Below are 21,020 nucleotides of genomic sequence, written 5' to 3' on the forward strand. Positions count from 1 at the left end.
TCGCCGGAAAACACGAAACCCTCCATCACCTGGCGTGATGGAGGGTTTCTTTGTTGTCCGGCCGCCTAAACGACGTGCGGTTCGTGCGAGGAGAGGTACGACCGGCCGCCGAAGGCCACCAGGATGGCAACCGCCATGGCCACTGCCCCGGCAAAGAACGGAACCTGCGGGCCGAAGTGCTCGCCGAGCTGCGCTGCCGCGAACGGAGCCAGGGCGCCGCCCATCCAGCGGACAAAGTTGTAGCCGGAGGAGGCCACCGGGCGGGGCGAGTCGGAGACGCCCATGGCCAGTTCGGTGTAGATGGTGTTGTTGACGCCGAGCAGCGCGCCGGCAACGATCACCAGGACGACGACGGCAGGCACCGAGTGCCCGGCAGCCAGTCCCAGGCCGGCCAGGTCCAGCATGAGCAGGAACAGGGTTCCGGTCAGGACCTTGACGGCACCGAAGCGGGACTGCAGCGGCGGAGCCACGAAGACGGAGAACACGGCCACGGCAACACCCCATCCGAAGAAGACGCCGCCGATGCCGTACGCGTCCATGCCCAGGATGAACGGGGTGAACGCCAGAATGGTGAAGAAGCCGTAGTTGTAGAACAGGCCGCTCGCCGCCGTGGTCCGCAATCCCTTGTGTCCAAGGGCCAGCAGCGGATCGCGCAGGCGCACCTTGCGTTCAGGCAGCGGGGTCTTGGGCAGCAGGGCGATCAGGGCAACGAAGGCGGCGGCCATCAGGACGGCGGTGCCGAAGAACGGTGCGCGCCACTGCCAGCCGCCCAGGAGTGCGCCGAGCAGCGGGCCGAGGGAGATGCCCAGGCCCAGGGCGGCTTCGTAGAGGATGATGGCGGTCCCTGCGCCGCCGCTGGCCACGCCTACGATAACGGCGAGGGCGGTGGCGACGAAGAGGGCGTTGCCCAGTCCCCAGCCGGCGCGGAAGCCCACCAGCTCACCGACGCTGGCCGACAGCCCGGACAGGGACGAGAAGACGACAATGACGGCCAGGCCGATCAGCAGTGTCTTCTTGCCGCCGATCCGCGAGGACACAAAACCGGTGATGAGCATGGCAAGCGCCGTGACCAGGAAGTAGCTGGTGAAGAGCAGGGATACTTCGCTGGGGCTGGCGTCCAGGTTGGTGGCAATGGCCGGGAGGATGGGGTCAACCAGCCCGATGCCCATGAAGGCAAACACCGCGGCGAGGGCGGTGGCCCATACTGCCTTGGGCTGCTTCAGGAACGAGGCCTTCTCGGCCTGCAGGGTTGATTCCGGTGCCGGCAGGGTTTCTGCTTGGCGGTTCATGGAGGGTGCTCCTAAATTCGTCACTGGTTCAGTTCTGGAGGGAAGCGTTGATTTTGTCGATGACCGGCAGCGCGTCCGCCAGGGCTTTGCGGTCCTGGTCGGTGAGGGTGCTCAGGATGTCTGCCATCACCTGATTGCGCCGGGTGTTGGCAGACTCGACGGCGGCCCGGCCTTCGGGGGTGAGGATCACCCGGACGGCGCGGGAATCGGCGGGGTCCGGCTCGCGGCGGGCCAGGCCGGCGCGTTCGAGCTTGATGATCTGCTCGGTGGCACTGGGGACGCGGACGCCAAGGTTCCGGGCGATCTCGCCAACGCGCTGGCCGTCACCGCCCAGCATTTTGAGGGTGCTGAGCTGGGCGGCGCTGAGCTCGCCGTCCGCGTCGAGGCGCCGGACCAGGTAGACGCTGTGGCGGAGGGCTTCGCGGAAGCCGCTGGCGAGTTCCTGCAGCTGGGGATCGTTAGTATTCATTGTTAGGTACCCTAACATTTAGGGCACCTAACAGTCAAGATTCAGAGAGCCAGCTTCATCCCAATGTGGCTGGCCTCGAAGCCCAGTTGCCCGTAAAACCGCTGCGCGGCAGCGCGGCTGTGGTGCGTGGTCAACTGCATCAGGGTGCAGCCGCGCCGCCGGGACTCCGCAATGGCCCAGCCCACCATCAGTTTCCCCAGGCCCTGCCCACGCATGGCATCGGCCACCCGCACGCCCTCGATCTGCGAGCGCCAGGCGCCGTGGCGCGAGATGCCGGGCAGGTAGCTCAACTGGAACGTGGCAACCACTGCACCCGCTGTTTCGCCATGCGGTACCAGCTCGCCGACAACCAGCACGTGGGCGGGATCGGCATTGATCGCGTCCAAGGCCAGTTCGTAGGGCGCCATGTCCTGGGCCGCCTCACGGCCTGCGCCCAGGGCGTCATCCGCGAGGAGCTGCACGACGGCCGGCAGATCGGCGCGGGCGGCCTCCCGGAGCCGGAACGAGCCGGCACCGACGTCGGCGGTGAACAGGACAGGAGTGGCATCATGGGCAGTGGTCACCCGTTCAGCTTGGCACAGGACGTGGCCCCGGAAACGAAACGACGCCGGCACCCGCATGGGTGCCGGCGTCGCCGTAGTGGGGCGTTGCCGGGGTGGTCAGGCTGGGGTGCCCGCCAGTTCCGCCTGCCGTTCCTCCACGAGGGTGGCAACGGCGTTGAACAGCGGGTGGTCCTGCTCGAGCCCGGTGATCTTCGCCGTGGCGTCGGCGGGGCTTGCGGAGGCCAGGATGGCTGCCAGCTCGGTGGCCTCGGCATCCGCGGGATCCGTAAAGCGCAGGGCGGCCGCGATGGCACCCAGCAGCGCCTCCGGCACCACGCCGCGTTCGGCCAGTTCCGCCGCCGGACCGATGAACCGTTCGTGCCGACTCAGCTTCCGCAGCGGCGCCCGGCCCACCCGGTTGACGGTGTCCGGCAGGTACGGGTTGGAGAACCGAACCAGGATTTTCTGGACGTAAGCCTCCTGCTCGTCGTTGCTGAACCCGTGCTTGACCACCAGGAGTTGCTTGGTTTCCTCAAGCACCGCCCGCACGTCTTCGGCCACATCCTGGTCCGCCATGGCGTCGGAGATCTTCTCCAGGCCAGCCTCAAACCCGAGGTAGGCCGCGGAGGCGTGCCCGGTGTTCACGGTGAACAGCTTCCGCTCAATGTAGGGCGAGAGATCGTCCACGAATGTGGCGCCGGGGATCACCGGTGCTGCCTCGCCGAAGGCGGTGCGGTCGATGACCCATTCGTAGAAGGTTTCCACGGTGACGTCCAGGCCCTGCCCGGCCTCCTGGTTGGGCACGATCCGGTCCACGGCGGTGTTCGCAAACACTGCTTTCCCGTCCAGGACTGCGGCAGTGACTCCCGGCTGGGCGGCCACCTCCTTGGCCAGGATGTCCGTGGCGTTGATGGCGTTCTCGCAGGCCATCACCTGCAGGGGCGCCAGGCCCGGCTCCCTGGCCACGATGCCCTTGGCGATCACGGGCGCCACGAACTTCAGGATGTGGGGCCCCACCGCCGTGGTGACGATGTCCGCCGTCGAGATTTCCTGGACCAGCTCAGCCTCCTGGGCGTTGGAGTTCAGCGCCCGGAAGTTGTCCACGGTGCGCACGGCCGGGTTCTCCCCCACCTCGTGCACCTGGTAGCTGTCCGCCTGCGAGAGCCGGGTAATGAGTTCCTCGGCGACGTCGGCGAACACCACCTCGTAGCCTGCGTCGTGCAGGAGCAGGCCGACGAAGCCGCGGCCGATGTTGCCGGCACCGAAATGTACTGCCTTCACTATGCATTGACCTTTCCGAAGAGCTCCAGGACTTCGTCCTCCGTGGTGGCTGCCTCAAGGCGGGCAACCTGCTCCTTGTTGGTGAACACCTTGGCGATGGAGGACAGGATGTGCAGGTGCTCGTTATTGATCCCTGCCACGCCCACCACGAACTTGACCTCCTTGCCGTTCCAGTCGATGCCTTCCGGGTAACGGATGACGGACACGGCCGACTTGCGGATGTGGTCCTTTGCCGCGTTGGTGCCGTGCGGGATGGCCAGGAAGCTGCCCATGTAGGTGGACACGGATTCCTCGCGTTCGTGCATGGCAGCGATGTAGCCCTCATCCACGGCGCCCCGTGCCAGCAGGAGCCGGCCGGCTTCGTCGATGGCGGCATCGCGGCTGGTCGCCGAACCGGTCAGCACCACGCTCTCACGGGCCAGGATCTCGCCGGGCCCGGCCGTGGCAGCCGCGCCGCCTGCCGCGGTACCCGCGGCAGGCGGCGCCGCGTCGACGGGGGCTTCGGCGGCGTGGGCACCGTGGGTGGCGCCGGCGCCGGACGTGCCGCCCTCCGTGCTGCTCTCGCGGACCAGCTCCACGATCTCGTCATAGCGGGGGCTGTTCATGAAGTTGTCCACGGAGTAATGGACAGCGCTGGACGTGACCGGCCTGGCGCGTTCAGTCAGGTCCTGGTGGGTGACCACCACGTCGTAAGTGTCACTGAGGTTGGCGATGGAGGCGTTGGTGACCTTGACGTCCGGGAAGCCGGCGGCCTTGATCTTGTTCCGCAGCACGGATGCGCCCATGGCGCTGGAGCCCATTCCGGCGTCGCACGCGAACACGATGTTCCGCACGGGCCCGGCCAGCACGCCCACTCCGCCGTGGCCGGCGGCTGCGGCACCCGCGCCGGCACCGGTAAGGGTGGAGGCAACGGAGCTCTTCTTGCCCTTCATGGCCTCCATGCGGGAGGTGGCGTCGTTGAGGTCCGCCTCATCGCTGTGCTTGGTGGTTCGCAGGATGACGGAGGACACCAGGAAGGAGACGGCGGCCGCAAGAATTACGGAGAGGATCACGCCAAAGTAGCTGTCTCGGGACGTCTGGGCCAGGACGGCGAAGATGGAACCGGGTGCGGCGGGTGCCACGAGGCCGGAGTTGGTGACCGCCAGGGTGGCAATGCCGGTCATGCCGCCGGCAATGGCGCCCAGGATGAGCAGCGGGCGCATCAGGACGTACGGGAAGTAGATCTCGTGGATGCCGCCCAGGAACTGGATGATGGCCGCACCGGGGGCCGATGCCTTGGCAGCGCCGCGGCCGAAGAACATGTACGCGAGCAGGATGCCCAGGCCGGGGCCGGGGTTGGCTTCCAGCAGGAACAGGATGGATTTGCCCTGCTCCAGGGACTGCTGCACGCCCAGCGGGGTGAGCACGCCATGGTTGATGGCGTTGTTCAGGAACAGGACCTTGGCAGGCTCGATGAAGATGCTGGTCAGCGGCAGGAGGCCGTTCTGGACCAGGAACTGCACGAAGTTGCCGGCCGCGGTGCTGAAGGCTGTCACCAGCGGCGATATGCCGTAGAACCCCAGCAGTGCCAGCAGGGCGCCCCAGATGCCGGCGGAGAAGTTGTTGACCAGCATTTCGAAGCCGGGACGGATCTTGCCGTCCCAGATCGCATCGATCTTCTTCATGGTCCAGCCGCCCAGGGGGCCCATGATCATGGCCCCGATGAACATGGGAATGCCGGCGCCGACGATCACGCCCATGGTGCCGATGGCCCCCACGACGCCGCCGCGGACGTCATAGACCATCTTGCCGCCGGTATAGCCGATCAGCAGCGGCAGGAGGTAGGTGATCATGGGGCCAACCAGGCCGATGTTCGGCTTCCCGTCGGTCTCGCCGAAACCACCCAGTTGCGGAACAGGCAGCCACCCCTTCTCGATGAAGAGGGCGGTGATGATGCCCCAGGCGATGAACGCCCCGATGTTGGGCATGATCATGCCGGACAGGAATGTCCCGAACTTTTGGACGTGCACGCGCGCGCTGGTGCGGGGTTTTGCAACTGTCTCTGTTGCCATGTGATTTCCTAACCGTCATTCCTGCTGCTCCGCAGGATTGGTCCGATGATTACGACGACGTCTTGCTGGGTACCGCGGTGTTGTGGGCTATCCGGCCGGGGTGGTGGAGATCCGGTGGAGCCATTCGAGGAAAAGCTTGAGTTCCGAGCTGGAAAGCTGGTCAGAGTGCGAGGCCTGAAGTGCGGCATTCAGGGCGATCGCTGCCACCACTACCGAGGACTTCCCGGCGCCGCCCGGGGCCGGGCCGCTGGCAGGCTCGGCGGACACCGCGAAGATCATGGCGTCCCGGGTCATGGTGGACAGTTCGAGGTTGCGCTCGGCGGCGGGCTCCGCAATCAGCATCAGCGTGACACCCACGTTGGCCGCCAGGATGGACCTGGCCGCTTCCCTGGGCTGGACGTTGAGCTGGCCCGCTGCCGCTGCCTTGTTCAGCATCTCTTCCATGAGCGCCTCGGCGTCGGCCACAATGGCTGGCCGGCTTTCGGGGCGGATGTTGCCGAACATCACCAGGTACAGCTCGGGCTGGTTCAGGCCGAACTGCACGTGGTTGTCCCACATTCTCCGGATGTCCTCGAGGGGCTGTCCGGAAGGGGCGAAGTCCCGTTCGCCCGCGACATATTCCTCAAACCCTGCGGCGACGACGGCGTCGAAAAGACCTTCCTTGTCACCGAAGTGGTGGTAGAGCGTGGGGGCGGAAACCCCTGCCAGCTGGGTGATCTGGCGGGTGGAAACCGGAGCTCCCGCGGATTTGGCCAGCAGTTCCGCGGCAGCACGGAGCAGCCGCAATTTAGGGGGAAGCTGGCCATCCAAACTCATAACCGCTACCCTAGCACCTATAGCGTTGCTATATGAACTGAATCACATACAATTTTTTCAGGCACGTTTCCCGCCCCTGGACGTAGCAGTCCTCCGGCGGACCCGGCACGGCGCCGGAGAACTTGGCGGGCCTGTCTACCGGCAGAGAATGAGGACCTTCAGTGCAGAACTTCCCAGGAGTAGGCGTCAGCCCAGGCCGTGTCATCGGCACCATCCGGCAGATGCCCAAACCCATCAGTGAGCCTCCCGCCGGTGAACAGCTGGCTCCGGACACCACTGCCGAGGAAGCCACCGCAGCGCTGAAGGCAGCGTCCCAGGCAGTCCACGACGAACTGAAGGACCGCGCCGCCCACGCCACGGGTGACGGCAAGGCCGTCCTGGAAGCCACCGCACTGATGGCCAAGGACACCATGCTCATCAAGGGCGCTGCCAAGCTGGTGGCCCGGGGCGTTTCTGCCGAACGCGCCATCTGGGAATCCGGTTCCTCTGTCTCCGAGATGCTGCACAACCTGGGCGGCTACATGGCCGAGCGCGCCACCGACGTCCTGGACGTCCGCGCCCGGATCGTGGCCGCACTGCGGGGCGTTCCCGCGCCCGGCATCCCCGCTTCCACCACCCCGTTCGTCCTGGTGGCAGAAGACCTTGCCCCGGCCGACACCGCCACCCTTGACCCGAACAAGGTCCTGGCGCTGGTCACCGCCGGCGGCGGCCCGCAGTCCCACACCGCCATCATCGCCCGTTCCCTCGGCCTGCCTGCCGTGGTGGCCGCCGTGGGCGTCGACGAACTTCCGGACGGCACCGAGGTGTACGTGGACGGCGCGGCCGGCAGCATCACGGCGGACCCTGACCAGACCCTCCGCGCCACGGCGGAAGCCTGGGCGGCCACCGCCTCGCTGCTGGCCGAGTTCACCGGTACGGGCGCGACGGCGGATGGCCACCAGGTGCCCCTGCTCGCCAACGTGGGTGGCGGCAAGGACGCCGAAGCGGCCGCCAGGCTCGGCGCCCAGGGCGTGGGCCTCTTCCGCACCGAGTTCTGCTTCCTGGAACGTGACACCGAACCTTCCGTGGAGGAGCAGGCGGCCGCCTACAAGAGCGTCTTCGATGCCTTCCCCGGCAAGAAAGTGGTCCTGCGCACGCTGGATGCGGGCGCGGACAAGCCCCTCCCCTTCCTGACCGACTCCACCGAGCCCAACCCGGCCCTGGGCGTCCGCGGCTACCGCACCGACTTCACCACCCCCGGCGTCCTGGACCGGCAGCTCGAAGCCATCGCCCTGGCCCAGCAGCAGTCCGAGGCCGACGTCTGGGTCATGGCGCCCATGATCTCCACCGCGGAGGAAGCCGCGCGTTTCGCCTCCATGTGCGCGGACGCGGGCATCAAGACCCCCGGCGTCATGGTGGAGGTTCCGTCCGCTGCCCTGACCGCCGAAGCCATCCTCCGGGAAGTCGAATTCGCCAGCCTGGGCACCAACGACCTCACCCAGTACGCCATGGCCGCCGACCGCCAGCTGGGCCCGCTGGCCAACCTGAACACCCCGTGGCAGCCCGCCGTCCTGCGCCTGGTGGGGCTGACCGTGGAGGGATCCCGCGCAGAGGGCCACAGCAAGCCCGTGGGCGTCTGTGGCGAGGCGGCCGCCGATCCTGCCCTCGCCGTCGTCCTCACCGGCCTTGGCGTCACCACCCTGTCCATGACGGCCCGTTCGCTGGCAGCGGTGGCCGCGGTCCTGAAGACCGTGACGCTGTCCGAAGCCCAGGAGCTGGCCAAGCTGGCCCTGTCCGCGCCCAGCGCTACCGAGGCCCGCGCCTGGGTGCGGGAAAAGCTGCCCGTCCTGGAGGAACTGGGCCTGTAAGCCCGGGCCGGGCCGGCGCTCCGCCGTTATGGCAGGGCCGTCACCAGGACATCCTGGTAGGCGGCCCTGCCGTCGAAGACATTGACGCCCACCTTCCCTGCTGCCAGGGCGTCCGCGTCCGTCACGTCGATCAACGGTGTCCCGTCCACCGAGGCGGTAATCCGGTTTCCCGTGACCGCTGCGTCCAGGGCGTAGCTGACGCCGTGCCCCAGGGTCGCAGGAACGCTGGCGAGTACGGTGGATACGCCGTCCACCAGCTTGAAGACGCGCACCACGTGCAGGTTGGGGTCCAGGTTCACGCAGTAGGCGGTGGACCCGTCCGCGGAGGAGCGGAGCAATACGGAGCCGGCACCCCCGTAGCCCTTTTCGGGTGCCGCCCCAGGGTTCCGGAAAGCGCCGGCGAACCCCTCGCCGCCGAACCTCACCGTGGCCTGCAGCCGGACGTTGGCATAGGTGGCAGCCCCCAGTGCCGTGGAATCCTTGTCGAAGATGCCGGCCAGGCCGGCACCGGTACTTTCCCATTGCCCGCCCGGAACCACCGAATAAGCGCCCAGGTTGTGCCGGGCGTTGCCGGCCGTTGATGGCAGGATGGCCGACGGCGGTGCACCGATGAGGCGCGCAGTGTCGCTGAGCTGGTTGACCGTGACGGATACCAGCCGGGCGGTGCCTCCCACTGCAGAAAAGGACAGGCCGGTGGAGGCGTGGTCCGGGAAGATGAGCGAGGTGATGGCAGCCGTCCCGTCACCGCCGAAGACCTCCACGGAGGACGAATCCACCAGGATCCGCAGTTTTACCCGTTTCTCCGTACCCACTTCCGTGGAGCTCCACGGAGCCGTTGCGTTGTCAGCGGCCGAAGCTGCGAAGTGGCGGGTGAAGTCTTCCCGCCCGGCGGCGCCCCGGTCCACCGTTAGGGCGGCAGCAGCGGCGTCGTACACCACCTGGGTCTGCTGCGCGCCTGCTGGGCCGCCCTTCCGGAGGCCGAACGTGAAGGACGCGGCGCCGCCCGACGACGGGATCCCCACCTCTGCTTCGAGTTCAAAGGAACGCCCGGAGGCTCCTGCCAGCGGATTGGCGGAGGCCGGCGAAACCGGCACGTCCGCAGCCTGCCACGTGGAGTTCCGCAGCGAAGCCGCCTCCGCCACCGGAGCCTGGGTGAGCCGCAGCCCGGCGCCGGGAACATCCACGAGCCGGACCTCACGGGGCATGGACAGCTGCCCGTTCCAGCGGCCGGTGGGCGGGCTGAAGGCGTAGTCCCAGTTGCTCATCCAGCCGAGCATGATGCGCCGGCCGTCCGGGGTGCCGTAGAAGCTCATGGCAGCGTAGTAGTCGCGGCCGTGGTCCGCCTGCAGCACCGTGGACGCTGGGGTGTCGGGGGTGAAGGCAGTTCCGTTCCAGGTTCCGGTGACGTACTGCGCTGCCGATCCGTTGGTTGCCCGGACGGCTCCGGTGCTCCACCACAGCACCCAGCGCCGCACTCCGGGCCGGCCCTCGACGGGCAGTTCGAAGAAGTCGGGGCATTCCCACACCCCGCCGCGGACCCAGTCGCCGTAGCCGAAGGTGCTGGCGAAGGTCCAGTGGAGCAGGTCCGCGGAGGAATAGAAGCGGATGTGATCGCCGCCCGCCACCACCATGATCCAGCGCCCGGACGTCGCGTCAAGAGTGACTTTGGGGTCGCGGAAGTCCCAGCCGCCGTCGGGTCCGCCCGGGTTCTCCACCACCGGATCCGCCTGGACGGTCTGCCAGGTGCGGCCCCTGTCCGCGCTGTAGGCGGCGCGGACGGACTGGTTGCCGTTGGGGGCGTCGTGGTTGAAGCTCGTGTAGTAGGCGATCAGCCCGGAGCCGCCGGGGAAGAGCCCACTCGCGTTGTTGGCGTCCACCACGGCCGAACCCGACCACGACTCCCCCGCCGCCATGTGCGGGAGCGCGATCGGCAACTGCTTCCAGTGCAGCAGGTCGGTGCTGACGGCATGCGCCCAGCGGCCGCGGTCCTGGTGGAAGAGGTGGTACTCGCCGTCGAAGAACACCAGGCCGTTCGGGTCCGAGCTGTTTCCCGAGTTCTGGGTGTAGTGGTAGCCGGGCTGGTAGGGACCGTTCATGTACTGGTCCACGCTGTCTGCCCGGACGTTCTGGAACCAGGCGGTGCCGCTGGCCAGCAGGGCCACCCCTGACCCGGAGGCGGCGGGGACGGCTCCTGCCAGGACCGGCTGGCCGTTGACCAGCACGGACGCTTCGGTGCCCCGCGCGGTGAACTGGACGCGGTTGAGCTGCCCGGCCTTGAAGCTGGTGGCGGGCAGGGCACCGGTGAGCAGCAGGGTGGAGCCGGTGCGGTCATACAGTTTCGCGGCCCCCGCGCCGGGATCGATCCGCAGTTCCAGGCCGCCGGAACCGTCCGCGCCGCTGCGGGCCACTACCGAGGCTGTTGCCGGGGAGGTGACCGTCAGGTCCAGGGAGGCGACGACGTCGGGCGCCACCGCCGGGATGAACCGTGCCGCGGGACCTCCTGCCGCTGCGGCCCGCAGGCCGGCGGCGTCAGGCTCCCATGACCCGGCGGCGGTGCGCCAGTTCTGCAGCGAACTTTCGAGGCCTCGGAGGGTCATGCCCTGGAACACCGCTGCGCCGTTGTACGAGCCGAGGCCAACGTGCCCCGCGCCGGCGGTGGAGTCCGTTGCCGTGATGGCGGGCGTGGCGCCGTTGGGATCCAGGAAGTCCGTCTGCCAGTAGACAGCCAATGCCTCGCCGAGGGCGGTCACCCGGAGCCGGTAGACCTGGTTGACCGTGATGGCCGTCGCGTAGGTCCCCAGGGTGGTGTTGTCCGCTGTCCGGTAGAGCCGCAGCCTGCCGGCGTTGGGGTCCACTTCTGCGGCGTACCCGGTGGTTCCGGCGGCATTGGTGCGGAACAAGACGGTCCCCACCCCGTAGGGGGATACCACCTGGATGTCGGCGGAAAAGTCGGTGTCCGTGGGCGACTGCCCCGTGGCGATGGCACGGATGTTGGTGTCTGCGGGAGCGGCGCCCCGGAACCCGGTGGCCGTGGCCGACCAGCCGGGGCCCGCGCTCCAGCCGGAAACGTTTGCGTCGATGGTCCGTACGCGCGGCGGCCCGAAGGCCACTGTTCCGTTGAATGCGTGCAGGCCAACCCGGCCGGCGTCGTAGCGGTAGTCGGTCGTGTCGATCCGGGGGATCCCGTCCACCTCGACATGGATCCGCGGGCCATCAACGTGGACGTCCACGGAATAGGCCCGCCCGGTGTCCAGTTGTACGGCAGCCGGGGCGGTGACGTCCTGCCCCGTGGCCAGGTCGAACAGCCGGACCCGGTCCAGGTTGGGGTCGATCGTGGCCGCGTAGCCGGCGCCGGCGTCGGGGGCGGCCCGGAAGATGAGCGCGCCCACTCCGTACGGGCTTCCGGCGTCCACCGTCACGCTGGCCGTATAGCGGGCCGTGCCCGCGATGGCCTGTTCGCTGGTGGCCGCCGCGTTATGCCCGGCCGGTGCCACGCCGGTGTATCCGCCCTGGTCCGTCCTGGTCCATGTGCCGCCGGCACCCGCCACATCCGGGATGGGGCTGGTGGTGCTGTTGCGGGTGACGGGCGCCGGTTCCAGGGCCGCCGCCGGAGCGGCGGTCCCCGTTCCCGTGACGCCGGCGCCAAGGAATGCTGCCGTGAGGCCGGCAAGTAAGCGCTTGTGCATTCGGATCGCCTTTGATCTCGGAGGTAGTGGAGCAGCTACGGGAGAAGGGTGCGGGCCCCCTCCCAGATGCCGGCCATGGTCCAGGCATCGAAGGCCTCCAGGTGCACGCTTCCCGCAGCCGAAAGGGTTACCCGGCCGCCGCCCAGGGTGGGATAGACGCGGGCCGTGAGCGGCTTGCCGTTGGCGAAGATTTCGACGGCGGAGCGGTCCACCAGGATGCGCAGGCTCACCTGCCCGTCGGTCATGGGCACGGGCCCGGACTTTTCTTCAATGTCCACGGCGGGGTCCAGGGAGCTGCGGGTCCGGTCGAGCCGGAGCGTCCCGCCGCCGGGGTGGTGCGCGGCGCGGCCCAGTTCGACCACCGTTTCCTCGCTGCCGTCGGCGGAGGCCAGCAGCGCCAGCCGCAGGACCGCTCCCGGCGCCAGCCGGAGCTCCAGTTCAAGGTCCAGCTGGTTGCCGGCGACACCCGTCTCCACGGAGGTTTCGCCGTCAAACATCTGCCCGGGAAGGCTGGCGTGGTGGCGGCGCAACTGCTCCAGCTCCGGGACCGGGGCGAACTGCAGCGTTCCGTCCTCCGCCAGGGTGGTGACCCGCGGCAGGCTCATCACGCCGGACCAGCCGGCTGCCACCATCGCGGCGTCCGGGCGGCCTTCCTGCAGCCAGCCGAACATGATGCGCCGGCCAGCCTCGTCCAGGAAGGATTGCGGCGCGTAGAAGTACCGGCCGCCGTAGTCCAGGCGATGCAGCGCGGCGGGTTCGAAGGAGTCGCCGGAGTAGCGTCCGGTCCAGTACAGCGGGTGGCGCGTGTCGCCATCGTTCCAGGCGGAGAACACCAGGACGTCAGGGGATCCGTCCACGGGGTCCGCGCCCAGCTGCCCGGCGCCGGCGCGGAACAGGTCCACGCATTCCCACATGGTGCCGGTCCAGTCAGTGTCGGCAGGGCTGCCCTGCGTGGCGTCGCCAATGAACAACGGACCCACGTAGTCCCACGAGCGCAGGTCCGCGGACTCGTAGAGGAAGGCCGTGCCGCCGCGGCCCCGGATGCCCGAGCCCACCAGCTGCCGCCACCTGCTGCCTTCGCGCCAGACGCAGTGGTCACGGTAAGCAGTGATGTCCACGCCCGCCGGCGGGGCGGCGATGACCGGGTTCTCCGGCGCCTTGGTCCAGGTGGACAAATCCGGTGAGCCCACCGCAACGCAGGGAAGCTCGCGCTCCCCCAGGCGGCCCGAGTAGACCAGGGTGGGCGTGCCGCGGTCGTCCACCAGCACGCCGGACCAGCACCCGTCGGCGTCCGGGCCCGGAGAAGGTTCCAGGGCCACCGGCCGGTCCGTCCAGGTGACCAGGTCCGTACTGGTGGCGTGTCCCCACTGGATCCGGTGATGGAAGGCGCCCTCAGGGTTGTACTGGTAGAAGAGGTGGAAGGTTCCGTTCCACTGGCACACCCCGTTGGGGTCGTTGAGCCAGCCCCCGGGTGAGACGAAGTGGAAGCGGGGCCGCAGCGGATCGGCCTCGGCGCGGGCAACCAGTTCGCCGCGCGGGACGGTGGCGAGCGGGTGGGTCAGTTCGGTCATGCGGAAGCCTTCTTGGGGAGGTTCGACGCCGGGTGCCCGGCCTGGGTGGATGCCGCGGCCGCCGGTTCTGCGGCGAGCGCGTGCCCGCCTGCGCCGGCCCGCGGACGGTAGAGGTGGCAGCGGACCCAGTGCCGGTTTTCGGGGCCACCCACCTGGTGGCGGACGGGCTCATCGGCGGAGCAGGGCTGGTCCGGGTCGCGGTCGAACGCGCAGCCTGTGGAGGCCATGACGGCCTGCCGCAGCTGTGCGCGCCGGATGGGATCGTAGGACCCTGCCCGGGCAGGGTCCGGCACCGCGGAGACCAGGAGCTGGGTGTAGGGGTGGGCCGGGTTGGCCAGCAGGTCCAGGGACTCGCCTTCTTCAACGAGTTCGCCGGCGAACATCACGGCCGTCCGGTCCGCGAGGTACCGGGCCGAGGCGAGGTCGTGGGTGATGTAGAGCATGGAGATGCCCTTCTCATCGCGAAGCTTTCGCATGAGGTTCAGGACGCCGATCCGCACCGAAACGTCCAGCATGGAGGTGGGTTCGTCGGCCAGGATGACCTGCGGTTCCACGGCGAGTGCCCGGGCGATGGCCACCCGCTGGCGCTGTCCGCCGGAGAGTTCATGAGGGTAGGAGTCCAGCATGTCCGCCTGCAGGCCAACGGTGGCCATGAGTTCTTCCAGGCGTGTCTGGGTTTCCGTCTCCGTATGGCCGCCCTTCCCGTGAATGGCCAGGGAACGCCGGAGGAAATGCTCAATCCGGTGTGCCGGGTTCAACGATCCGAAAGGGTCCTGGAACACCATCTGCAGCTGGGAGCGGAAGGCCCGTGACGCCTGGAAGCGGTCACGCTTGAGGACGTCGACGCCGGCCAGCAGGATGGCGCCTTCGCCCGGCTTTTCGAGCCTGGCCACACAGCGGGCCAGGGTGCTCTTGCCGGAACCGGATTCGCCCACCAGCGCCACGATCTCGCCCCGGCCAATAGTCAGGTCCACGCCGTGGAGGGCGCGCACCGAGTCGCGCGAGAAGAGTCCCCCGATCGGGAAGGATTTGCCGAGTCCGCGGACCTCGAGGGCGGGGATGGGGTGGCTCATCGGATGGCTCCTTCAAGCGCTGCGGCCTCGTCGCCGGTGACGTGCACGCCGCGGGGAATGGACAGGTCGTCGGCACCAAACGGTGCCACGAGGTGGCCGGGCGCCACCTCGGCGAGGTCCGGGATGTTCCGGAACTTCACGCCGTCGGGCAGTCCCGTGAGCGGAACCCGGGGGCCGGTGAGGGGCGGGAACGCACCCATCAGCGCCTGCGTGTAGGGGTGCCGGGGGTCGGCATAGACATCGTGGGCCTTGGCGGTTTCCACAATGCGGCCGCCGTACATCACGGCCATCCGGTGGGAAAGCTCCACCATGAGGGACATGTCGTGCGTGATGAACAGGACGGAGAAGCCCAGCTCGCGCTGGAGTTCCTTGATCTGGGCCATGATTTCCTGCTGGACCACCACGTCCAGGGCGGTGGTGGGCTCATCGAGGATCAGGAGGGAGGGCTTGAGCGCCACAGCCATGGCGATGACGGCGCGCTGCCGCATGCCGCCGGAGAGCTGGTGCGGGTAGGACTTCAGCCGTGCGGGGTCGATCCGGACCAGCTCCAGCAACTCCCCCGCCCGCCGCAGCGATTCCCTGCGGGACAGCCCGGCGTGGGTTGTGAAGATGTCCACGATCTGCTCCCCGATGGTCAGCACCGGGTTCAGCGAGTTCATGGCCGACTGGAACACCATGGCCACGTCCTGCCAGCGGAAGCGCCGCAGTTCGTCCGGGCTCATGGCCAGGACATCCCTGCCGCCGAAGGTGATGCTGCCGCCGGCGATCTTTGCCGGGTCCTTGAGCAGGCGCATGATCGAGTTGGCGATGGTGGACTTCCCGCAGCCCGATTCCCCGGCCAGGCCGAAGACCTCGCCGGTGCCGATGCTGAAGGAGACGCGGTCCACGGCGGTGGTGGAGCGGGTGTCGCCGGTGTACTGCACGGTGAGGTTCCGGACGTCCAGGACCGGTTCGTGGGACCCGAAGGAGGTTTGGGAGACGGTCATTTGGCGGCGCTCCTTCCAGTGGTTGCGGGCGCGGGGGTCTTGACCTTCCGCAGGCGGGGGTTGGTGACCTCGTCCACGGCGTAGTTGATCAGGGCCAGGGCGAACGCCACGAGGGCAATGCAGACGCCGGACGGGACGAAGACCCACCAGCTTCCGGTGAGCAGGGCGCCCTCGTTGCCGGCCCAGAAGAGGTTGTTGCCCCAGGAGACGGTGCTGACATCTCCCAGGCCCAGGAATTCCAGTCCCGCCTGGGCGCCGATGCCGTAGATCACGCAGGCCAGCAGGGTGCCCATCACGATGGATGCCATGTTGGGGAGGATTTCCCGGAACATGATCCGGCCTGCCCGTTCGCCGGAGACTACAGCGGCGGCGACGAAGTCCTTGGAGCGGATGGACAGGGCCTGCGAGCGCAGGACACGGGCGGACCCTGCCCAGCCGGTGACGATGAGGACCAGGATCACGGTGCCCAGGCCCGGCGGAAGGAACGCGGCGAGGATGACCAGGAGCGGCAGCCCGGGCAGGAGGAGGAAGACGTTGGTGACCAGTGACAGGGCCTCGTCGATGACCTTGCCGAAGTAGGCGGAGGCCAGGCCCACCAGGATGCCGATGAACGTTGAGGCGAAGCCGACGGTGAGGCCCACCAGCAGCGAGCTGCGGGCACCGTGCACGGTCAGCGCCAGCACGTCCTGGCCTTTTGCCGTGGTGCCCAGCCAGTGCCCGGCGTCCGGTTCCAATGACGCCATGGCCGTGATCCGGGAGGGGTCGCCGGGGAACAGCACCGGGGCCAGGAGCGCCACCACGATAAACAGTGCCATCACGGCCATGCCCACCAGTGCCTTTTTGTTGGTCAGGAGCCCGTGGACGAAGCTGCGGTTGGGTTTCGGTTTGGCAGCGGGGGTTGCGCCGGCCGTCTTGCCGGGCTGCTGCAGGATTGCGGTTGCCATGAGGGTCCTCCTAGTTGCTGCGCACGCGCGGGTCGAGGCGGACGTAAAGGATGTCCACCAGGAAGTTCGCCAGCAGGACGGCGGCGGTGATGGTGAGGAACAGGCCCTGCATCAGCGGGTAGTCCAGGCCCTGGACGGCGTTGAGGAGCTGGTAGCCGACGCCGGGGTAGGCGAATACCACTTCGGTGAGCAGCGCCCCGCCCACCACGAACCCCAGGCCCATGCCGAAGCTGGTGACGGACGGCAGCATCGCGTTGCGGGCCGCGTAGCGGAGCATGATGCGGCCTGGGCGGAGGCCCTTGGCCTCGGCCATGGTGATGTAGTCCTCCGAGTTGGTGGCAATCATGGTGTTCCGCATGCCCAGCATCCAGCCGCCGATGGAGACCAGCACGATGGTGAGCGCCGGGAGCACCAGGTGGGCGCCGACGTCGCCAATGAACTCCGAGGTGAACGCGGGCTCAAGGCCGTCCGTGAACGCGTGCCGGATGGGGAACCAGCCCAGCACCACGCCGAACAGGTAGAGCGCCCCCATCGCCAGCCAGAAGTAGGGGAAGGAACCGATGAACACCAGCACGGGAGGCAGGGCCGAGTCGATCGCTCCACCTCGGCGCCATGCGGCCACGATGCCCAGCAGATTGCCCACGACGGCGGCAATCACCAGGGCGGTGCCGCCCAGCAGCAGGGTCCAGCCGATCTGGGATGAAATGACTTCGGTGACCGGCGCGGGGAACCGGGAGATGGAGACGCCCATCTGGCCCGTGAAGATGTTCTGCAGGTAGCCGATGTACTGCTCCCAGAGGGGCCGGTCATCCACCCCCAGCAGCCGGCGCAGGGCCTCGATCTGTTCGGGCTGCATCCTGTCCTGGGAGCGGGCAAACATGCGGGAGACGGGATCGCCCGGCATAAAGCGCGGGAGCAGGAAATTCAGGGTGATGGATGCCCAGAAGGCGACCAGGTAGAAACCCAGCCGGCGCAGGATGAAGCGCACGGGTTCCCTCCAATTCGGGAGTGGTGGAAAAGTGTGGGGGCTGGCCGCCGGGTGATCCGGCGGCCAGCTGTGTCACGAAGCGGGTGGGCCGGCGGCCTTACTTGCGCGGTTCGAGCGTGGTCAGCACCAGCACCGTGGTGGGTGCGCGGACCGACAGGGTGGCGTAGGGGTTGTCCTCGGTGGGCCAGCCGGTGAAGCGGGTGTCGTTGAACGCGCCCCATTCCGGGCCGGAGAAGAGCGGCACCAGCGGGGCGGCGTCGCTGTACTCTTCCTGGAGTTTGTTGGCGAGGTCCTTCTGCTTGGACTCGTCGGATTCCGCGGCGAACTGGGCCAGCAGGGCGTCGGCTTTCGTGTCGCCGAAGCGGTGGTAGTTGTCGAACGTCTTGGTGCCCACCGGCTTGACGGTTGCCGACCCCATGGAGGTGTTGAAGTACTTGTACGGGCTGGGGTCGTTGGCGCTCCAGACAATGCCGGAATCGAAGTCGCCGGTTTCGTACCCGGCCACCACGGCGGCCCAGTCAGGGGAGTCCACCTTGGCGGTCACGCCGATCTCGGCCAGGTTCTGCGAAATGACGTTGGCCACCGAGAGCCAGTCGGAGGACGTGGCGCCCACGGAGATCTTGAACTCAAACGGTTTGCCGTCCTTGAGCATCCGCTTGCCGTCGGCGCCCTTGGCGTAGCCGGCCTTGTCCAGGAGCTCGTTGGCCTTTTGCACGTCGTGGCTGGTCCACGTGCAGTTGTCCTTGACCTCGCTGTTCTTCCAGGTTTCGTAGTTGCCGGAGAGGCCGGTGCAGTCCGCGGGCTGGGCGTAACCGCTCATCCCGATTTTGGTCACCTGGTCCCGGTCCACGGCCATGCTCAGCGCCTTGCGGACGTCGACGTCGTTGAACGGCGCCTTGGTGGTGTTGAGCTGCCAGTTGATCATGGAGCCGGTGGGAGGGAACCAGTACTGCCGGTGTTCCTTGTCCTTGGAGACGAAGGTCTTTTCAATGTTCGGGATGTACTGCGGGGCCCAGTCCACGTCCCCGTTGGCGGCGGCGAGGTTGGCGCCGTCGTTTCCGGCGAAGGCGAGCATCTTGATGCCGGCGATCTTCTGCTTGTCCGGCTGCCAGTAGTTGGGGTTCTTCTTCAGCACGAAGGACTGGGCCTGGAAGCTGTCCACTTCCGTGTACGGTCCGGTGCCCACGGGCTTGGCGTTGGCGTCCTTTTCCGGGTCGGGCAGTGCTGACCAGATGTGCTTGGGCAGGATGGTGAGCTGGCCGACGTCGTACAGCGCCGGGGACCACGGCTTGTTGAAGGTGAAGGTCACCTTGTTGCCGTCAGCGGTCACGGTGTCCAGGTATTCGTAGCCGCCCTTGATCTTTTTCTGCAGTTCGAAGGTGTAGGCCACGTCGTCGGCCACGAACGGCTGGCCGTCGGACCACTTCACGCCGTCGCGCAGGGTGAAGGTGATTGATTTTCCGTCTGCGGCGGCCTTCCAGTCTGTAGCGAGCCACGGCACCGTGTCTCCCTTGGCCGGGTTGAAGATGAGGAGGGACTCGTAGATGGCCTGCTGGACCATGGGGTTCACGGTGGGGGCAAAGGGGTTGAAGTTCTGGACGAACGTTCCCATGTCCTCCCGCGGGATGGTGAGCAGCGCGGCGGCGTTGGCTTCCGGGCCAGCGCCGGCCTTGTTGACGTTGGCTGCGCAGCCGGTGAGCAGCAAGGCGCCTATCGCGAGGCCGGCCCCCGCCATGCGGGCAGACTTCAGGAATCGGGGTTGTGTCATGATGGTTATCTCTTTCCTGTCTTCATCAGTGCTGGTGAAGGGGTTGGTGAGGGGTTGCTCTTCGACGTTGATTTCGCGGTCAGACCGAAGAGCGTTCTAGCAGCGGACAGTCGACCAATTGCTGGCTGGCAGTGATCGGCTGTCCTGCTGTAAGAGCGGCGAGTGTCTGGACTCCCAGGGCACCCATTTGTTCAAACGGCAGCGCCACCGTGGTCAGTTTGGGCCGGAGGTAGGCCGCAATCAGTTCCTGGTTGTCGAAGCCGATCACGGCGATGTCCTTGGGGATGGCCAGGCCCCGTTCCTTGATGGCGTCATACGCCCCCATCGCCATGCGGTCATTGAGGCAAAAGAGCGCCGTGGGCCGGTCCGGCAGGTCCAGGATGGTACAGGCCGCCTCGTAGCCGCCGTCCGCCGTCGCGTTCCCGGAGACCACCAGCCGCGGGTCCAGGTCCAGTCCGGCTGCGGCGAGCGCTTCCCGGGCCCCTGCCAGCCGGCCCACCGACGCCGGGATGCCGGGGTCCAGGTCGATCACGCCGATGCGCGTGTGGCCGGCCTGGAGCAGGCGTTCAACGGCCACTTTCCCGCCCGCCCGCTCATCCGGGATGATCGAGGGCAGCCTGCCGTCGGCGTCGAAGCAATTGATCAGTACCGTGGGCACCTCGTGGGCGCTTTCCGGCACGTGCACGGCCCGGTGGTAGGTGGCTGCGTAGAGCAGTCCTTCCACGCGCTGTTCCAGCAGTTTCTCCACGGCAGCATCCTCCAGGCCCTGGTTCGGTCCCTGCGCATCCGCCTGGTCGGAAGGCGCGATCAGCAGAAACCTGCGGTCCAGCCAGGCCTGGTCCTGGGCCCCCTTGATGATGTCGACGGCGAACGGTGCCGTGACGATTTCAGTGACGATCCCGTACCAGTCGCTGCGCTGGGCTGCCAGTGCACGTGCTCCGGCGTTGGGCCGGTACCCCAAAGCCTGCACGGCCTCATTGATGCGGGTGCGGGTTTCCTCGGAGATGCTGGCATTTTCGCGGTTGCTCAGCACAAACGACACTGCCGTCCGGGAGACGCCCGCATGCCGGGCCACGTCGGTCATGGTGACGCCCCGCTGCCTCGGGGGCGGCGGCTGGGCCTGGGTGCTTTTCGCCATTGAATGCTCCGGTTTTCCTTGGTCTGACCGAGGTAACGCGCGTTACCACTTCTCTGTGATGTAGGTTACGCGCGTTACCTCCACGCTGTCAACGACCCCGTTCACCCTCCCCACGCGGCCGGGCTAGGCTTTCTCCCATGGCACTGATAGCCCCCCGCGTCACGGCCGGCCTTGCCGCCGGCGATGCCCGCACCCTGGCGCGCGCCCTCGAGGACAGCAACGACATCACCGTCTTCGTGGACGGAACGGTCCACCGCCTGCCCGGACAGGCGCGGGACGCCGTCGTGGACCTACTCGCCAGGCTGGGCCGCGGCGAAACCGTGACGGTCAGCAGCGTGGAGGAGATGCTGACCACCTCCCAGGCAGCCGAACTTGCCGGAATATCGCATACCTACCTGCGCAACATGACCGATCGCGGCGAGATTCCGGTGGAGTACCGCGGATCGCACCGCCGGATCCGAACGGCCCACATCATGGCGTGGCTCGACGAACAGAAGCTCGCGGAACAAAAGCGCAAGCACGGGAAGTCCGCCGGGGATCCCGCTGGCGCGGCCGAGTAGTGCGGGCCCGC

The 21,020-nt window shown here is 67.8% G+C and carries 16 protein-coding genes; 2 read left to right on the plus strand and 14 right to left on the minus strand.

What is annotated here, in order from left to right:
- Positions 1-65: 65 nt before the first annotated feature.
- The 6 genes from HNO81_RS04680 to HNO81_RS04705 form a co-directional block, all read right to left on the minus strand.
- The gene (locus HNO81_RS04680; protein ID WP_175316977.1) at positions 66-1,289 is read right to left on the minus strand and encodes an MFS transporter; all 1,224 of its coding nucleotides are present in this window, start codon (positions 1,287-1,289) and stop codon (positions 66-68) included.
- Positions 1,290-1,317: 28 nt separating this feature from the next.
- A complete protein-coding gene (locus HNO81_RS04685) occupies positions 1,318-1,758 on the minus strand; it encodes a MarR family winged helix-turn-helix transcriptional regulator (protein WP_175316978.1) in 441 nt (146 codons plus the stop codon).
- 41 nt (positions 1,759-1,799) lie between these two features.
- The gene (locus HNO81_RS04690) at positions 1,800-2,321 is read right to left on the minus strand and encodes an N-acetyltransferase family protein (RefSeq protein ID WP_371818160.1); all 522 of its coding nucleotides are present in this window, start codon (positions 2,319-2,321) and stop codon (positions 1,800-1,802) included.
- Positions 2,322-2,417: 96 nt separating this feature from the next.
- Complete coding sequence (locus HNO81_RS04695; RefSeq protein WP_175316980.1) at positions 2,418-3,581, minus strand: mannitol-1-phosphate 5-dehydrogenase; 1,164 nt, start codon at positions 3,579-3,581, stop codon at positions 2,418-2,420.
- Entirely contained in the window at positions 3,581-5,632 is a 2,052-nt protein-coding gene (locus HNO81_RS04700) for a PTS mannitol transporter subunit IICBA (protein WP_175316981.1), read from the minus strand. Before HNO81_RS04700 ends, HNO81_RS04695 begins: the two co-directional genes overlap by 1 nt.
- Positions 5,633-5,719: 87 nt before the next feature.
- Complete coding sequence (locus HNO81_RS04705) at positions 5,720-6,448, minus strand: TetR/AcrR family transcriptional regulator (protein ID WP_175316982.1); 729 nt, start codon at positions 6,446-6,448, stop codon at positions 5,720-5,722.
- A 161-nt stretch (positions 6,449-6,609) separates the two neighbouring features.
- Between HNO81_RS04705 and ptsP the strand changes: the two genes are divergently transcribed.
- A complete protein-coding gene (ptsP, locus tag HNO81_RS04710) occupies positions 6,610-8,295 on the plus strand; it encodes a phosphoenolpyruvate--protein phosphotransferase (RefSeq protein WP_175316983.1) in 1,686 nt (561 codons plus the stop codon).
- A 26-nt stretch (positions 8,296-8,321) separates the two neighbouring features.
- Here the strand turns inward: ptsP and HNO81_RS04715 are convergent, their stop codons facing one another.
- The 8 genes from HNO81_RS04715 to HNO81_RS04750 form a co-directional block, all read right to left on the minus strand.
- Positions 8,322-11,981, minus strand: coding sequence for a GH32 C-terminal domain-containing protein (locus HNO81_RS04715; RefSeq protein WP_175316984.1), 3,660 nt, complete (start codon positions 11,979-11,981; stop codon positions 8,322-8,324).
- A 35-nt stretch (positions 11,982-12,016) separates the two neighbouring features.
- Positions 12,017-13,552 (minus strand): glycoside hydrolase family 32 protein, encoded by a 1,536-nt coding sequence (locus HNO81_RS04720; RefSeq protein ID WP_175316985.1) that lies wholly within the window; start codon positions 13,550-13,552, stop codon positions 12,017-12,019.
- Complete coding sequence (locus HNO81_RS04725) at positions 13,549-14,625, minus strand: ABC transporter ATP-binding protein (protein WP_175316986.1); 1,077 nt, start codon at positions 14,623-14,625, stop codon at positions 13,549-13,551. Before HNO81_RS04725 ends, HNO81_RS04720 begins: the two co-directional genes overlap by 4 nt.
- Positions 14,622-15,611: an ABC transporter ATP-binding protein gene (locus HNO81_RS04730; RefSeq protein WP_175316987.1), complete on the minus strand. Its 990-nt coding sequence runs from the start codon at positions 15,609-15,611 to the stop codon at positions 14,622-14,624. The genes HNO81_RS04725 and HNO81_RS04730 overlap by 4 nt, the downstream gene beginning before the upstream one ends.
- Positions 15,608-16,555: an ABC transporter permease gene (locus HNO81_RS04735; protein WP_175316988.1), complete on the minus strand. Its 948-nt coding sequence runs from the start codon at positions 16,553-16,555 to the stop codon at positions 15,608-15,610. The genes HNO81_RS04730 and HNO81_RS04735 overlap by 4 nt, the downstream gene beginning before the upstream one ends.
- Before the next feature lie 10 nt (positions 16,556-16,565).
- Positions 16,566-17,543 carry an ABC transporter permease gene (locus HNO81_RS04740; RefSeq protein WP_175316989.1) on the minus strand — a complete coding sequence of 326 codons (978 nt, stop codon included), beginning with the start codon at positions 17,541-17,543 and terminating at the stop codon, positions 16,566-16,568.
- Positions 17,544-17,640: 97 nt separating this feature from the next.
- On the minus strand, positions 17,641-19,311 hold the full coding sequence (locus tag HNO81_RS04745; RefSeq protein WP_175316990.1) for an ABC transporter substrate-binding protein: 1,671 nt from the start codon (positions 19,309-19,311) through the stop codon (positions 17,641-17,643).
- Between the two features lie 79 nt (positions 19,312-19,390).
- Entirely contained in the window at positions 19,391-20,449 is a 1,059-nt protein-coding gene (locus tag HNO81_RS04750) for a LacI family DNA-binding transcriptional regulator (RefSeq protein WP_175316991.1), read from the minus strand.
- Positions 20,450-20,586: 137 nt separating this feature from the next.
- Here HNO81_RS04750 and HNO81_RS04755 point away from each other — a divergent pair, with 137 nt between their 5' ends.
- The gene (locus tag HNO81_RS04755) at positions 20,587-21,009 is read left to right on the plus strand and encodes a helix-turn-helix domain-containing protein (protein ID WP_175316992.1); all 423 of its coding nucleotides are present in this window, start codon (positions 20,587-20,589) and stop codon (positions 21,007-21,009) included.
- Positions 21,010-21,020 lie beyond the last annotated feature (11 nt).

The sequence above is a fragment of the Pseudarthrobacter sp. C4D7 genome (assembly GCF_013359725.1).
Classification (GTDB): Bacteria; Actinomycetota; Actinomycetes; order Actinomycetales; family Micrococcaceae; genus Arthrobacter.

Coding starts and splice junctions, on each gene's coding strand:
- HNO81_RS04680 (WP_175316977.1), bottom strand. CDS start 1,289: ATGAACCGCCAAGCAGAAACCCTGCCGGCACCGGAATCAACCCTGCAG.
- HNO81_RS04685 (WP_175316978.1), bottom strand. CDS start 1,758: ATGAATACTAACGATCCCCAGCTGCAGGAACTCGCCAGCGGCTTCCGC.
- HNO81_RS04700 (WP_175316981.1), bottom strand. CDS start 5,632: ATGGCAACAGAGACAGTTGCAAAACCCCGCACCAGCGCGCGCGTGCAC.
- HNO81_RS04705 (WP_175316982.1), bottom strand. CDS start 6,448: ATGAGTTTGGATGGCCAGCTTCCCCCTAAATTGCGGCTGCTCCGTGCT.
- HNO81_RS04715 (WP_175316984.1), bottom strand. CDS start 11,981: ATGCACAAGCGCTTACTTGCCGGCCTCACGGCAGCATTCCTTGGCGCC.
- HNO81_RS04720 (WP_175316985.1), bottom strand. CDS start 13,552: ATGACCGAACTGACCCACCCGCTCGCCACCGTCCCGCGCGGCGAACTG.
- HNO81_RS04725 (WP_175316986.1), bottom strand. CDS start 14,625: ATGAGCCACCCCATCCCCGCCCTCGAGGTCCGCGGACTCGGCAAATCC.
- HNO81_RS04730 (WP_175316987.1), bottom strand. CDS start 15,611: ATGACCGTCTCCCAAACCTCCTTCGGGTCCCACGAACCGGTCCTGGAC.
- HNO81_RS04735 (WP_175316988.1), bottom strand. CDS start 16,555: ATGGCAACCGCAATCCTGCAGCAGCCCGGCAAGACGGCCGGCGCAACC.
- HNO81_RS04745 (WP_175316990.1), bottom strand. CDS start 19,311: ATGACACAACCCCGATTCCTGAAGTCTGCCCGCATGGCGGGGGCCGGC.
- HNO81_RS04750 (WP_175316991.1), bottom strand. CDS start 20,449: ATGGCGAAAAGCACCCAGGCCCAGCCGCCGCCCCCGAGGCAGCGGGGC.
- HNO81_RS04755 (WP_175316992.1), top strand. CDS start 20,587: ATGGCACTGATAGCCCCCCGCGTCACGGCCGGCCTTGCCGCCGGCGAT.